The sequence below is a fragment of the Methanogenium sp. S4BF genome, assembly GCF_029633965.1.
Taxonomy (GTDB): domain Archaea; phylum Halobacteriota; class Methanomicrobia; order Methanomicrobiales; family Methanomicrobiaceae; genus Methanogenium.
Genome location: NZ_CP091277.1, coordinates 798258 through 814042 on the forward strand (window position 1 = coordinate 798258; position 15785 = coordinate 814042).

The 15785-nt window shown below is 50.5% G+C and carries 12 protein-coding genes and 1 tRNA gene; 3 read left to right on the plus strand and 10 right to left on the minus strand.

Features of this window, described 5'->3' with window-relative positions:
• Window positions 1–92 precede the first annotated feature (92 nt).
• From psmB to L1S32_RS03935, 3 genes are read left to right on the plus strand one after another with little or no spacing between them, the layout of a single operon-like run.
• Complete coding sequence (gene psmB, locus L1S32_RS03925) at window positions 93–707, plus strand: archaeal proteasome endopeptidase complex subunit beta (RefSeq protein ID WP_278156308.1); 615 nt, start codon at window positions 93–95, stop codon at window positions 705–707.
• A gap of 44 nt (window positions 708–751) precedes the next feature.
• Window positions 752–2644 carry a beta-CASP ribonuclease aCPSF1 gene (locus L1S32_RS03930; protein WP_278156309.1) on the plus strand — a complete coding sequence of 631 codons (1893 nt, stop codon included), beginning with the start codon at window positions 752–754 and terminating at the stop codon, window positions 2642–2644.
• A 39-nt stretch (window positions 2645–2683) separates the two neighbouring features.
• Window positions 2684–3781 (plus strand): MFS transporter, encoded by a 1098-nt coding sequence (locus L1S32_RS03935; protein WP_278156310.1) that lies wholly within the window; start codon window positions 2684–2686, stop codon window positions 3779–3781.
• A gap of 23 nt (window positions 3782–3804) precedes the next feature.
• Here L1S32_RS03935 and L1S32_RS03940 read toward each other — a convergent pair whose 3' ends face one another.
• The 10 genes from L1S32_RS03940 to L1S32_RS03985 all read right to left on the minus strand — a co-directional run bounded on the left by L1S32_RS03940 (window position 3805) and on the right by L1S32_RS03985 (window position 15746).
• Window positions 3805–6084, minus strand: coding sequence for a hydrophobe/amphiphile efflux-3 (HAE3) family transporter (locus L1S32_RS03940; RefSeq protein ID WP_347403374.1), 2280 nt, complete (start codon window positions 6082–6084; stop codon window positions 3805–3807).
• Window positions 6085–7053: 969 nt separating this feature from the next.
• Window positions 7054–7389 (minus strand): DUF86 domain-containing protein, encoded by a 336-nt coding sequence (locus tag L1S32_RS03945; RefSeq protein WP_278156311.1) that lies wholly within the window; start codon window positions 7387–7389, stop codon window positions 7054–7056.
• Complete coding sequence (locus L1S32_RS03950) at window positions 7373–7675, minus strand: nucleotidyltransferase family protein (RefSeq protein ID WP_278156312.1); 303 nt, start codon at window positions 7673–7675, stop codon at window positions 7373–7375. The genes L1S32_RS03945 and L1S32_RS03950 overlap by 17 nt, the downstream gene beginning before the upstream one ends.
• Window positions 7676–7777: 102 nt before the next feature.
• On the minus strand, window positions 7778–7966 hold the full coding sequence (locus L1S32_RS03955) for a hypothetical protein (RefSeq protein WP_278156313.1): 189 nt from the start codon (window positions 7964–7966) through the stop codon (window positions 7778–7780).
• A gap of 121 nt (window positions 7967–8087) precedes the next feature.
• Window positions 8088–8459, minus strand: coding sequence for a hypothetical protein (locus tag L1S32_RS03960; protein WP_278156314.1), 372 nt, complete (start codon window positions 8457–8459; stop codon window positions 8088–8090).
• Window positions 8460–9577: 1118 nt separating this feature from the next.
• Window positions 9578–10825, minus strand: coding sequence for a GTPase HflX (gene hflX, locus L1S32_RS03965; RefSeq protein ID WP_278156315.1), 1248 nt, complete (start codon window positions 10823–10825; stop codon window positions 9578–9580).
• Between the two features lie 376 nt (window positions 10826–11201).
• Window positions 11202–11435: an ATP-binding protein gene (locus L1S32_RS03970; protein ID WP_278156316.1), complete on the minus strand. Its 234-nt coding sequence runs from the start codon at window positions 11433–11435 to the stop codon at window positions 11202–11204.
• Between the two features lie 266 nt (window positions 11436–11701).
• Window positions 11702–11786 (minus strand) — tRNA-Leu (locus L1S32_RS03975).
• A gap of 187 nt (window positions 11787–11973) precedes the next feature.
• Complete coding sequence (locus L1S32_RS03980) at window positions 11974–14004, minus strand: AMP-binding protein (protein WP_278156317.1); 2031 nt, start codon at window positions 14002–14004, stop codon at window positions 11974–11976.
• A 77-nt stretch (window positions 14005–14081) separates the two neighbouring features.
• On the minus strand, window positions 14082–15746 hold the full coding sequence (locus L1S32_RS03985) for an AMP-binding protein (protein WP_278156319.1): 1665 nt from the start codon (window positions 15744–15746) through the stop codon (window positions 14082–14084).
• Window positions 15747–15785 lie beyond the last annotated feature (39 nt).

The following is a 15785-nucleotide window of genomic DNA, read 5'->3' on the forward strand; positions in this document are numbered from 1 at the left end:
ATATATCCAATACCTTTATGAAAGAATGGCGCCTTGTATATCTAAGCGCTTTTACTCCCTTATATAGCGTACTTTTGATTGGAGGATTATAAATGTCAGAACTACCAGAAGGGGTAACAAAAGGTACTACAACTGTAGGTCTTGTGTTTCATGATGGTGTAGTGCTTGCAACCGAACGGCGTGCCACGATGGGTACAATGATTGCAAGCAAGCGAGCAAAAAAGGTGTACCAGATTGCAGACAGAATCGGTATGACAACCGCCGGAGGAGTGGGCGATGCACAGACACTTGCGCGGTTGATGCAGGTTGAATGCAACCTCTATCAGATTCGGCGCGGTCGTGATATGACGGTGGGTGCAGCATCGTCGCTTCTGTCAAATGTTCTGAACCAGAACCGGTATTATCCCTACTATGTCCAGCTGCTTGTCGGCGGATTTGATATCGACGGCCCCAGCGTCTACTCGGTGGATGCGATGGGTGGTGCGTCAAAGGAAGATGATATCGTTGCTACCGGTTCCGGATCACCATTTGCATATGGTGTACTGGAAGACCGCTTTGAAGCGGATATGGATGAAGCAGCAGCAGTCAACCTTGCAAAACGAGCACTCAGGGCGGCCATCCGGCGTGATTCAGCGTCCGGCGAGTCCATGAGTATTGTAGTAATTACCAAAGATAAATACGAGGAGATGAGTGAGGAGGTTCTTTAAACTCTTTTATCATCCCGCTATTTTTCTTTTTTAGGACGATTTTAATGTTAATTGAAGAGCGTTTAGAAGATCTCAGGAAGAAGATCAATTCCAAAGTACCTGCGGGTATTTCAATATCAGAAGTTGAATTTGAAGGGCCGGAACTGGTCATCTACACCGATGATACCAAGTTGTTTGCCGAACAGGCGGATTTAATTAAGATCCTTGCCCGTGAACTGCGCAAACGGATTGTGGTCCGCCCCAATATTCTGGAGGACCCGGAGAAAGCCGCCACAAAAGTACGGGCGGTGGTCCCGGAGAGTGCCGGCATAACGGACCTGTTCTTTGACCCGGACACGGGAGAAGTGCTGGTTGAAGCAGAAAAACCGGGGGTTGTCATCGGAAAGAACGGAGCAACACTCCGGGACATCACCAAAGAGATCGGATGGACGGCAAAAGTGGTCAGGACACCACCCATTGAGAGCAAGACGGTAAAAGACATCCGCCAGTATCTCAGATCCGTCAAGGATGAACGCAAGGAGTTTCTCCGGCGGATCGGAAAGAGAATCCATCGTGATGTCAGAAGCAAGGACAAATGGGTCCGTGTCACCACTCTCGGCTGCTGCCGTGAGGTCGGAAGAGCAGCATTCCTCCTCTCCACGCCGGAGAGCAGGATTCTGATTGACTGCGGGGAAAAACCCGGCAGTTCATCCGAAGGATTCCCCTATCTTGGCGTTCCGGAAATATCCCCCCTCAGTTCACTGGATGCCGTGGTGCTGACCCACGCACATCTTGATCACTGTGCGATGATCCCCCTGCTGTACAAATATGGCTTTGACGGCCCGGTATACAGCACACCGGCAACACGCGACCTCGCTGCCATGCTCCAGCTCGACTACATCGATGTCGTGAATAAAGACGGCGGTGTTGCCCCCTATTCATCCAGAGAAGTGCAGGAATACCTGAAGCATTCCATCACCCTGAATTACGGCTCGGTCACGGATATCGCCCCGGATGTAAAACTGACTTACCACAACGCAGGCCATATTCTGGGGTCTGCCATCAGCCATTTCCATGTGGGAGACGGTCTCTATAATGTCGCGTTCACGGGCGATTTCAACTACGACAAGACCCGTCTCTTCGGCCCTGCCACCGTGCAGTTCCCCCGTCTGGAGACGCTCTTCATGGAGAGCACCTACGGCGGCTCCCATGACAATCAGCCATCCAAAAAGGATGCGGAAGAGAAACTCTACGAGATTGTCAATACCGTCATTAACCGGGGAGGAAAGATTGTCATTCCGGCATTTGCCGTAGGACGTTCGCAGGAAGTGATGCTGACCCTCGAAGAAGGCATACGGCTGGAGAAGATCCCCAAAGTCAAGGTCTATCTGGACGGCATGATCAAAGAGGCAACGGCCATTCATACGACCTATCCGGAATACCTGAACCCGGACCTCAGAACACAGATATTCAAGGAAGGGATGAATCCGTTCCTTGCTGAATGCTTTGAGCAGGTTGATTCACCGGACCTCCGCCAGAAGGTCATCGACGGTGAGCCCTGTATTGTCATCACCACGAGCGGAATGCTCTCCGGCGGACCGGTCATGGAGTATCTGCGCACCCTTGCACCGGAAGAGAAGAACTGCCTGGTCTTTGTCGGCTACCAGGCGGACGGCACCCTCGGACGCAGAATCCAGAAGGGATGGAAGGAGATACCCATCGGACGCCGCGAGACTATTATGATGAACTGTGAGATTCAGACCGTCGACGGATTCTCCGGCCATTCTGACAGGAGCCAGCTGATGCGGTACGTGAAGCACCTCCAGCCCCGGCCGGAACGGATCTTTACCATCCACGGCGATGAAAAGAGCACTATCGACCTTGCATCCTCCATTTACAAAAATTACCATATCCAGACCGTTTCACCCATGAATCTTGAAACATACCGTCTGGTATAACAGGAATCTCTTTTATTTTCGCTCACTATTACTACTTCAATGAAACAACGCCTGTCACTGATCATCGGGATTTTTATCGTCATGGCACTCTCCAATGCGATTGTGCCGGTGCTCCCGGAGTATGCCAGTGAGATGCCCGCACTTCAGGGGATTATTTTTTCGGCATATTTCTTTGGCGCCTTTGTGATGGTCATTCCGGCAGGCGTGCTCGGCGACCGGTATGGGCGTGCACCCTTCATCACGGCAGGGCTTCTTCTCACCCTCCTGTCGGGGGGGATCATACTGCTTGCCGCAAATCCGTATGCAATAACCTTCGCACGGATTGTCGAAGGCATCGGTGCAGGGCTCTTTGTGTCCTGTGCACTCTCATGGGTGAATATGCAGCCGGACCATACCCGCCTCTCCGGGCTGTATTTTGCAGGCCTGAACGCGGGGCTTATCGCCGGACTGATGGGCACCGGCATCCTGAACTCCCATTTTGGCCAGAACAGCGGGGTGATGCTCTTTACCGGATTAGCCGTAATACCCCTGCTTCTCTCCTTTTTTATCAGAGATACGACGGGTGTGCTCACCAATGTTCTCCCCCCGGTGCATGCCATCGGCTGGAGAAACAAGTGGCTGTATTTTTCCTCTTTTATCCTCGTCGGAATTTCCGGTGTCCTTGTTTCGTTATACCCGGAATTCACCGATGAGAGCCCGTTCATCCTGGGGTTGCTGTTTGCCGCCATGAATGGCGCAACCATCTGTGCATCCCTGATTGCGCCGAATATATCACTGCAGCCGATTCAGACGATACGTCTGGCATCCGCTCTGGTGGGCATTGCTGTACTTCTTTCTTTCATTGCACCCGCCTATGGGGGAATAGGGGGGGTGTTTGTTCTGTTCATGGTAATCGGAGGCTCAATCGGATTTGTCTTTGTCTCCCAGATGAACTATCTTGCCGTCAGCGAAAAACTGCAGGGCACCGCGATCGGCCTGCTGACCGCCGCATCCTACGGGGGGATGGCGATGCTGCCGTTTTTCTCCGGACTCCTCACCGAGGTATTCAGTTATGGTGCGGCATTTCTGGTAAACGGCATATTATGCCTCCTCGTGACCGTGACCATTGCCCGCTGCAGATGCGCCCTCCCCGAATAGGATGCATCCATATACCCCGGTGATCAGGTGGCCTGAACCGGGGCATCGCACTCAAATCTGCTGATCAGTTTCAGCACGGCAGGCATGACAAGAATCGCACCAATGAGAGAGAAACCGACCGTAATCACCGTCGTCGTCCCGAAATTGCTGATGATCTCAAAGGCCGACATCATGAGCGCGGAGAAACCAAAGACGGTCGTTAATCCTGACACGGTGATTGCGGTGCCGATTTTTCTGACCGCACGCTCGATGGAGGCATCCACATCATTCCCGGCCTTCCGCTCTTCGTGATACCGCTCCATAATAAGAATCGTATATTCACAGGCAATGCCGATGGTCATGGAGCCAAGAACGGCGGTCATCGGCGTATAGTCTATCTTCAGGGCGTACATAATGAGGCTGTTCCACCCGACGATCATGACGATCGGTATGATGGGGGATATCGCAGAGAATTTCCGGTAGAGGAGGAGCAAAAATCCTGTTATCAGGCCAAAACCCAGCATGGTCATGGTGACTTTCGTGTTCTGGATATCGGTTATAAGCTGGGCAAACATATCCGTGCTCCCGGTCAGCTCAGCGGTCACCCCGGCCGGGGGATGATGAAACGCAAGGTCGGATTTGACGGTATTTACCATGGCAAGGGCTTGATCGGGCGACATTTCAACCAGGGAGAACTCAATTATTGTGATCATGTTCCCGGACGTCAGGCGGCTGAGTTCGGATGGAGGGATCTCTTCAACGACTGCGGCGATGTCCGCATCAGATGAGGGGAGGTGCCCGTCATTATACCGCTCGATGAGTGTCGCAATACTGCTTGCGCCGATGATCTTCTGATTCTCCTGCAGTTCATATTCCTGGAAATCCCGGATCCAGCGCAGGGTGTCGGTGTGGTAGATGTCATCAGACCGGATGTATACCGGCAGAGTCTCGGTTGCACCGATGACACGGGTGATCTTCTTCATGTCGATAACGGCCGGCATATCCTTCGGCACAAAGGTGTCTTCATCGGTATTGATGGGTATCTCGCTGTCAATCTGGTAGCCGATACCGGCAATCATGCCAAAGATAAGAATAACCGGCACCGGGTTTCCTGCAATCTTTCGTGCAATGCTCCCGAGCTGATTGTTATAGTGCTGCATATACGCCTGGTTTCGGGCATGATTGTTCTTTTTCGCTTTCGGGGTGTAGCGGACCAGTTTTGCATATGTCGGTACGATAAGCAGGGCCGAGATATAGCAGAACAGCACCCCGATGGCACAGACCTTCCCAAAATTCTGCACCATGGGGATGGTGGAGGTGAACATGGCAATGAACCCGAGCGCAGTGGCAGTCATTGCGTATAATACGGACGGCCCGGTCTTTTCGACGGTTATCCGCACGGATTCGGAAAGGGCGCGCCGCTGTGACTCATCATCCAGGCGGGAATGAAACTGGATGGCATAATCAATACCGACACCGATGAGGACCGGGAATGCACCGATGACCACCATGCTGATGGAGATGCCGAAGAGGCCCATGATGCCGAAGGTGTTGAGCATCCCGATGAAGACGACCGCCACCGGCAGCAGACTGTATCTGACATGAGAGAACAGGAGGCCGACGGCAATGACCATGAGGGCAAGTGCAGTCATGATCAGCACCCCCATTGACTGGCTCATCTCGGAGAGCATCTGCTGTTCGTAGGCAGGCGACCCGGATACGGTAAGGGATACGCCTGTGGGAGGCGGATAGGACGCGATGACCCGTTCAATGTTTTCGATGGCCACCCGCTGGGAATCACTGGAGAGGCCGGCGTCCAGCGGGACAAAAATAAGGGTCAGCTGCTGGGAGGAGAGGTACTGACTGACGGCTTCTGCCGGGATTCGGGAGAGGACAGCAGATATCTCCGCCTTGCCTGACGGCACCCGCCCGCCGTTCATCTGAACCATCAGGTCAGCGACACTGGATGTCCCCGCGATATAAATTTCATTATTCAGGTCCTGCTGGAGCGTGTAGATGTACTCGATGACATCAATGTCGGTGATGTCATTTCCTTCAACGATGATGATGACAGCCGATGTGCTGAATATGTCCAGATACTCGTTCAGCACGGCGCCCTGAGGGGTCTCGATATCCACATAGGTCTCGATGCCGGTCTCCATGGAGAGATTGGTGGCGCCATAGAGTGAGACCAGAACAAGCAGGATAACGGCCGCTGCGACCGCCCAGGGTGTCGTGTCAATGATATCTGCAAGTATCGTGAATGGCGAGCGCAGTTTGGTTCCCCCTGATAGTGATAGATTGCAGTGGGAGATAAAAATGATGGGAGGTCTGGAGGTTGTGGTGCTGATAAGGGCAGATGATAATGCGACTGGTTCTGTTCATCGCATTCTTACGACCGGAGAGAGGTGAATGGATAAGGGCAGCGGGCTGTTGGTATTGGTGCATTGCAGGCATCGGATGCATAAAGAGGAACATACGCACCGGTACCATTGAGTAACAAGGACTCTCTGTGGTGTGTGGAATGGAATCCTGCATGATAGACAATAGCATGAGCAGGCCGCAGAGCGTGTAGTAGAATTGAACTTTTTTGAGAGATTCGTTCAGGTATACCCGAACTACCTGGGGGATAAGATACGAATTGTGACCCCGGGACAGGATTGGTTCCGGGACGATTCGTATGCCCATTATGGTAACGGCAGGCATACGGGAGATAGGAATTGCAACAGAAGTTCCACTCTTCCACCTCATTTCCACCCGGATCCGGCAAAAAGTGGAAACATAAACAAGGTGCATTTTGCTGATAATTTAGGAAAATAGGACAATATAAAAGATATATGTACAGATAGAACAGGAGTTTTCCACCACATTCTGATATCATTCAGCGATCCCGTTTCCTGTAAGGATGGTCGTGGTGGTATGTGTGATCCCGCGGAGAGTGGAACTGAAATAGAAATAACGCCAATTTACAGTCAGATTTCAAATCCATCAACATAATCGACCCGGAATGAGTGGAAAACAAAGTGGAACATAGTGGAAATGGGTGGAACGGTGGGAATGAAAAAGGCAGGGACCACATTTCCCCTGCCCAACATCCTCGATCACCGTTGAGGCGTAGGCCGACGGGAAACCTGAACTGGCCTGAAAACAGCCTGATGAATACCAGAAACAGAGGTAGCCTCCATCCCCTGTTTTTGATGTGGTTTGCAGAGATTCCCAATTCAGACAGAAGATGATTTATTTCCGTTCTGTTTTATCGTGATCTTCCTGAAATAATTACTCCTGTCGCATTCTCACGGCTCCGACATCTCTTTTACCACTATCTGCAGTTCGGGTATTTTGTTACGGATGATGTCCCATATAATTTCATTATGCACTCCAAAATATGCATGAATGAGGATATCCCGCAGTCCTGCAACCTTCCTCCATGATATATCCGGATGCTCTTCTTTTTGGGACACGGGAATGAGTTTAACAGCTTCCCCGATAACCATGAGGTTTCGTATCACCGCATCCTGCACAAGATCATTTTCCCTGAAATCTTCATAGGACATCCCATGTGTATACCGCTGTATTCTTTCAACGGATTCCAGAATGTCGTGGAGATAGAGGCTATAATCCCGGGGCATACCTGACGCTCCGAAGGATATATGGTCTGAGACCCGTTTTTATCGCATCACGGTCAACAAGGTCTACTTTTCTTCTGAAGAGATCTTCAAGGAAGAATTTGAGGTCCATATATGAGTCAAAAGAACGCCTCCCCTCATCAAATTCGACCAGAATATCAATATCGCTATCTTCCCGTGCCTCATCACGAACAAAGGAACCGAACAGTCCAATTCGCCGAACCCCAAGGTCTCTGATCCGCATCTCGTTTCCAGCCAGCTCTCTAAGGATATTCTCTGCTGTGAGCATATTGACCTTTCATATTCATCTTAATCCCCATTTTTGATAACGCTTTTCCCGATTTTGATTGTCTCTTTTCGATCCAGTGCCTGTCTCGTGCATGTTAAATAATTATCCAATGCTGATTTCACTCCCACTCACCACAGAGTGAGAGTGTGAATAAAGTTCTGTAAAAGAGATATCCCTCCTATCCACACATGAACATCTATCTCCCTTCGACAATGTTGGATACGGGTCATCTTCTTTTTTGTATAACTTTTCTGATACTATCACCATTTCCACGAATATCATTTCAAACATTTACGGACTCTTCAGCCACGATACACTGATACCTGCCTGAAATTGCACAGATTAAATGATGGAATAATTGGATTATGTGACGAATTTTTTCTGTAGATGAGGAGCATAATCAATACGTCACTTATACCCCCTTCACCGCCGGTCCCCGACAATACGAATACAATGTGAAGAAGTTCTCCATTGTATGGATCTCAGGGTTGATGAATATGGGATGATCGATGGTTCTCATCCATTCACGGAAATATGCCCAGAACGCCGGGACATCTGCTTCATTGAAAGGCTGGTGCTTCAGGTGAACATGCAGCCCTTTCACCGCTCCTGTTGGGACAGCGTCGAATGAAACCCGGTATTCCTCTTTTTTCTGTTTGTCTGCTGTCCGGATGCCTGATATATCAACAACAAATCCACAGGATTCCACCAGATCGGGATTCGTTACCTCAAGCAATTCACCAATCTCTGCAAGATGGACACCGGAATGAACACGTGATACCATAAGGTTTCCAGCACAATATCCGGCATCTGCCCGGTACGTTCTTCAAAGACATTTCTGAGAATGTTCATTGCGAGAACATAATAGCCGGCAGTGCTCTTTGGCGAACCGGGATGGATCTCGATGGTGTACGGGACTTTCCCAAGGTGTTCGGAAATTTCGGTAAGCATCCGGGCATATGCTTCGACCCACGTCCGGTCGTACCATTTGAGATATGCAGGAGTGTTGCCGCTTCCGGTGCTATCAAATCCCGGATCGGTGTGGAGGATATATTTCAAATCATCCGGGAGGACTGACCCTCTGGTATAAAGGAGGGAAAGTGAGTCTGTGGTCAGCAGTTCGCCATATGACTGCCCGGTCAAATCTTTTTCGGTGTAAGTATGGATAAACGGTGCAGGCACCTCAATATAGCGGCAATTATGCTGTTTTGCAAATCCCAGCGTTCAGCAAGACCGACCCGGTTTCCGGCATGCAGGATATTGGGGAAGACATAATCAATGGTATTGACGGACATAATCCGTTGGATTCAGGAAAGATGAGTGTTTTGGATTGAATGGAGACTATTCAGGTTGCTGAGGGACTCTGGGATCATTGGTATCACGGATTTTATGAGCTGTTGTATGATCCTACTACGGTGAGCGGTAACAGTATACAACGTGTGGTATATCTGAAGTTTTTCAGGGAATTTTTTATGGTATACTCGAAGTCTGGAAGAAATGATCCGAATTGTGACCTCCGATACGCTGAAAAGTCCACTAGGGATTGCATTCGTGGCAAAGAGAAGCTCCCGCCACACTAAGAGATCCTTTGACTGAGTATCTATCAGTATGGTATGGTATGGAATAAACCCAATTGTCGGGTCCCGTGATATGATGATCCCTGCAAACAGGTGCTTTACGGTGGAAAAACCCATACGGCGGGAATATCAGCATGCCCCTTGCGTTCACATGAATCAAGGCATGCATCAGGGCGGGCATGCATCCGGTTTTTCATTTTCGGAAATGCCTGAAAATCGACATTTCGCACGTATACGAACAAAAATTAACCAAAATTATCCGAAATTTACCGATAATAACCAAAATTATCCGAAATTTACCGAAATAATCCAAATGCCAATATCATCAGGAAGACACGGCGAAAGGCTTCACCTTTTGAATGATCTCATCCCGTGCTTCTATTTCCATGAGAATGGAATCCCCATACTCGATTGAGTGCACAATGCCTTCATCATACAGCCACGATACCATGGATATACTCTCTTTAGAGAGCGGGATGGATATCCTGCACTGTTCCCACGGAGGAAGCATCTCAAAGAGAAGTTGTTTCAGTTCGGTAAGACCCTCTCCTGATTGTGCAGATATCATGACAGGAGCAGGAGCAAGATCACGAATCAGTTCCCGTTTTTCCTGCAGTTCTTCATCAGGAAGAAGATCGGCCTTATTAAGAGCAGTAACTATCACAGCACCCTCTGTTCTCTTCCAGAAGATATCATGGCTGACAGCCAGTTTTTGTCGTATAATATCCACCGGATCACTCATATCCACCACAAGAAGAATGACATCAGCCAGGAATATCTCATCAAGCGTTGACCGGAAAGCATCCACCATAAAGTGTGGGAGGTCTTCAATAAATCCCACCGTATCTGTCAGAAGCATTTTTCTATTATGTACGGTGAGAGCACGTGTTGTAGGAGAGAGTGTCGTAAAGAGCATGTCCCTGACCACTGTCTCTTCCTCTACAAGTGACTGGAAAAGAGTACTTTTTCCCGCATTCGTATACCCAGCCAGAGCTACAAGGGAGAATCCCCTTTCATGCCTGAAAATGCGTTGTGACTCGCTCCCAATTCCCTCCTGAAGAAGTTCGGCCCTTATGCGTGCTATTCTACCCTTTATATCCTGCTCACAAGAATCATCATAGCCACCAAGACCCATAAACCCCTGCCGTTCCTTCTTTTTTACCAGGAAATTGAGAGCCCGTATTTTCGGAAGCTCATATTGTAATCTCGCAAGCTCCACCTGCAGTTTTGCACGCCTTGTAGTGGCTCTTGCAGCAAATATCTCAAGGATAAGCTGGAATCGGTCTATTACTTCACATTTGCACATCTCAGAGATATTATAGATCTGCGGCATTGACAGCGGGTTGTTAAAAATTACTTTTTCAGCATCCAGAGATTCCACAAGCTCCGCAAGCTCATCCACCTTACCGCGACCTATCTGGTACTTCCGGTCAGGATATCTTGTTTGCACAAATGTGCCAACAACCACATAATCAGCAGCATGTGCTAACTCTTTGAGCTCCGAGAGCTTCCGCGAATTTGTAGCAGGATCAGCATTCTGATCATTTCGCTGGACAACAATAATTTTTTTCATAGTAGAGCCATGGACGTGATCATTTTGTACAAATTCTGTTTCGAATGTCCGTTTAATTCTCCATCAATAATGCCATTCATACGTCATTATCAACGTCGGGTTACTTTTCCCCAAGTATGCCATAATATTTTACCACAATTATAATTATACTTCCCTATGAATACACCACAAACCGGTGGGACTCCCCCGGCCTTCTGACGTTCTTTCATACGGCAGCACTCACCTCTGTTATTCACCGTTGTGCAGTGATGCAAAACCCTGTTTAAAAATTGCCGAAGCAGTGTTTTGACGGCATCCGAAATATTCCGCCACACTGGCTGTATATGACTTATTGGGGGTGCAGGCTGCGTGGACCGTTTCTCATACCGGGTGCAAATCAGCTGAAAGAAACAGTATACAGCATCGGAATCGAACGGCAGATACCCAATCCATATCGACAATCAACAATTGCCATGTGGAGATAAAGAGAATTCAGATACCCCTGTATTCTGCCCTGATTGTATGCGTTGAGCCGTTTTTCAGTCAGGATGGACGCATTGATGAAATATATCTGCACTCCTGCGTGATTGGCTGCCATTCCCAGGGCACCAGCAGGATGCGTCTTTCCCACCCCACCATTGCCTTGTGTGGGTGGTATTCCTTTTTACCAGATTGGTTTGCATACTGCCTCATTTTCCGGAATGAAAAAATATGATCATGCCTTTCAATGAGTCATTTCTCTCACAAAAATAGTTGCAAAATCGTAAGATACCAATTTTTTTCCCCGAGATTGTGGTCAGGTGGTATGATTCGAACCTGCGATATTCCAAACCAGGTTCAAAGCTCCACGCTCGAAAACGCAAAAACGACACGAAAACAACCCAAAAAAGAACCGAATGCGAGGGAAGGGATTCGAACCCTCGAACATCTACATGACTAGGCCCTGAACCTAGCGCCTTTGACCTGGCTCGGCAACCCTCGCGCCTGATGCTATTCGTTGTTCAACAAAATAAAGATGTGTATTTGAGATTCCTTTTTCCCTTCGTCGGGCAGTGATTTTCGGAATGGGGGGAAATGATTTTGGGTAAATTTTGGATAGGTTTTGGATAGGATTTGGAAACTATCCGGGTTACGATTTGGAGTTTGATTTGGAGTTTGATTTGGCGTCCTTACTTCCCGGTCTTTTCCTCAGGTTTCCCATCTTTCCTGCTCTCAGCCATGGCCGGTGCCGTTGATGGTGCGGTTTCGCTGCCTTTCTTACTTCCGGTCTTGCTTTCAGCTTTGCTCTCTTTTTTGCCTTCAGCTTTTACGCCGGTATTGATCTCAGCCTTCATCTCAGCCTTACTCTCAACCTTCACCTCGCCCCTGGCCTCTTTCCTGTTCTCCGTCTTCTCAATCTCCCGCTGCTTCAGCTCCTTCCTCTTTATTTTCCCGGAGATCGTCTTCGGCAGACTGTCCACGAATTCGATGGCCCGCGGATACTTATACGGGGCAGTCACCTGTTTGACATACTTCTGGATATCGCGGATAAGGGCCTCCGATGGCGTATATCCGGGTGAGAGCACGATAAACGCCTTCACCACCTGGCCGCGGATGACATCCGGTGTGCCGACGACCGCTGCCTCCTGCACAGCAGGGTGCTCAATCAGTGCGCTCTCCACCTCGAACGGGCCGATGCGGTATCCGGACGCCTTTATGACATCATCGTCCCGGCCGACAAACCAGAAATACCCGTCCTCATCCTTGTATCCCTTGTCGCCGGTGTAGTAATAGCCCTCGGAGAACGAGCGGGCATTCTCCTCCGGATTGTTCACATACTCCCTGAAGAGGCCGACGGGCCGCGGGTCTGTCTTAATGGCGATATGCCCTTCCTCGTGCAGGGGCGCAGGTTTACCCTCGTCATTCAGGATTTCAATCTGCCATCCCGGCGCAGGCTTGCCCATGGACCCGAACTTCGGCTTCATGCAGGGGAAGGTGCCGATGCAGAGCACCGTCTCGGTCTGGCCGTATCCCTCATAAATCGTGAGATCGGTCGCCTCCTTCCAGACCTTTATGACCTCGGGGTTGAGCGGCTCGCCCGCACTGCAGCAGTGCCTCAGTTCATTGAAGTCATACTTTTCGAGGTCTGCGAGAATCAGCATCCGGTAGATGGTCGGCGGGACACAGAAGGTGGTGACGCCATACTTCTCGATGATCGGCAGCAGTTCGGTCGCATTGAACTTGCCCCGGATGTCATAGACCATGATGGCCGCACCCTCATTCCACTGGCCGAAGAGTTTTCCCCACGTGCTCTTTCCCCACCCGGTGTCTGCCACCGTGAAATGGAGGTCTGTGCTCCTGACATCATGCCAGAACCGCCCGGTGACGATATGGCCCAGCGCATAACTGTGGTCATGCAGCACCATTTTCGGCTCCCCGGTGGTGCCTGATGTGAAGAAGATCAGCATCGGGTCGGTGGCTTTCGTCCGCACCATCCCGTGGAACGCCACCAGTTTGCTGGAGACCGGCGCCGGATAGGCCAGCTCGACCGGGTAGCTAATCCAGCCCTCGCGTTCGTCGTCCACGATGAATTTCGACACCAGAGACGGGCACTCATCAAAGATCGCATCCACCTTATGCGCATTCTCTGCATTGGTGATGACCATCTTGATGTCAGCAGCATTAATCCGGTATTTTAAGTCCTGTTCGGTGAGCATCGTCGGCGCCGGGCAATAGACCACACCCATCTTGATCATGCCGAGGACAAAGAACCACCATTCCGGGACACGCGGCAGCATAATCAGGACCCGCTCCCCCTTCGCCGGGCCGTATTTGATGAGCATGTTGGCCACCTGATTGGAGAGGCGCGAGAGATCGCGGAAGGTGTATTTCATCTCCCTGCCCTTCTGGTCGACCCAGATCATCGCAAGTTTGTTGCGGTCCCGCCTGGCCCATGCATCGATGACGTCGAAGCTGAAGTTGTAATACTCCGGCACATCGATGGCAAACGACCGGTAGGCCTCATCGTAATCCACCATATTGTGCCGGGCGGCATCGCCGTTCTCATCTATTATCTGGGGTGTGCCGCTTCCCATGAGTTCGGGAAACCGTGTGGTGCAGACCTCAGATATCCAGTCTGAACGGGATATACCCAGATTTTTCGTCTCTTTGTCGATCTTTTGTACCAGATCGTCATCCATCGAAATAGAATAGCGCACCATTACACCACACATTGGTGCACATCATAATAAAAAATTGTGGTCAGACGCACCACGTGCGTGAAAAAAGAAGAGGCCGATCAGGAGTCGGCCGCACGCTTCAGTTCTGCTTCGCGCAGCACATTGCGTTTTATCTTTCCGGAGATAGTCTTTGGGAGCGAATCGACAAATTCGATGACCCGTGGATATTTGTATGGTGCAGTGGTCTGCTTCACGTGATTCTGCAGTTCGCGGATCAGGGGTTCCGAGCCTTCGAATCCCTGGTTCAGGACAACAAATGCCTTTACCACCATACCCCGTATCCGGTCCGGTGAACCGACAACCGCCGATTCCTGCACAGCCGGGTGCTCAAGGAGGGCGCTTTCCACCTCGAACGGCCCGATGCGGTATCCGGAACTCTTGATGACGTCATCGTCCCTTCCGACAAACCAGAAGTAGCCGTCTTCATCGCGGTAGGCCTTGTCGCCGGTGTAATAGAATCCGTTCACGAAGGACTCTCTGTTGGCCTCTGCATTCCCGACATATTCCACAATCAGCCCGACGGGCCGGGGATTTAGGGAGATCGCGATACGCCCCTCTTCGTAGTCGCCGACCGGGTGCCCGTCGTCGTCGTGGAGCTCGATATGCCATCCGGGCGACGGCTTCCCCATGGAGCCGGGTTTGTTCTGGATGCAGGCAAACGATGCGATGGCACAGCAGGTCTCGGTCTGGCCGTATCCTTCGTAGATCGTCTGGCCCGTCCCCTCTTCCCATACCTTGATGACTTCCGGGTTGAGCGGTTCACCGGCACTGCAGCAGTGGCGCAGTTCGGTGAGGTCATATTTTGCCAGATCGGCGATGATGAGCATCCGGTAGATAGTCGGGGGACAGCAGAATGTCGTCACCTCATACTTCTCGATGAGCGGGAGCAGTTCGGTCGCCTTGAATCGTCCCCAGACATCATAGATCAGCAGACACGTGCCCTGAATCCACTGGCCAAAGATCTTTCCCCAGCCGCATTTCGCCCATCCGGTATCAGAATAGGTAAAATGCACGTCATTATCCCGGACATCCTGCCAGAGCTTTGCAGTGACAATGTGGCCCAGCGGATACGCATTGTTGTGCAGCACCATCTTTGCCTCCCCGGTGGTGCCGGAGGTGAAGTAGATGAGCATCGGATCGGTCGAACGGGTCCGGTTCGTATACGGCATACTGACCTTGCGGTGGGATACCGGTGCCGGGTACAGCAGCTCCTCTTCATAGCTGACCCAGCCGTCCTTCTCCCCGTCGATAAGGAGCCGCGTCTGGAGTGACGGGCATTCCTCGTATATCTTATCGATTTTATCCGAATTTTCAAAGTCCGTGATGACCAGCCGGAAATTTCCCGCGTGAATCCGGTAATGGAGATCTTTTGGGGTCAGGAGCGTGGGCACCGGACAGACAACGGCACCAAGTTTGATGATGGCAATGACAAAGATCCACCACTCAGGAACGCGGGGCAGCATGATCATGACCCGGTCGCCCTTGTTGATGCCAAATTTCAGCAGGATGTTTGCTGCCATATTGGAGAGGTTTTTCAGGTCCCGGAAGGTGTATTTCTTCTCATCCCCTTCCTGATTGGCCCAGATCATCGCCAGTTTGTTTCTGTCACGCCGTGCCCAGTCGTCGATGACATCATACCCAAAATTAAAAAATTCAGGTACATCGATGGAGAATGTACGATAGGTCTCATCGTAATCCACCATGTTATACTCTGCATCTGCCATAGAATCAGTATTTGTACGATGTGCGCGGGTATAGTTTTT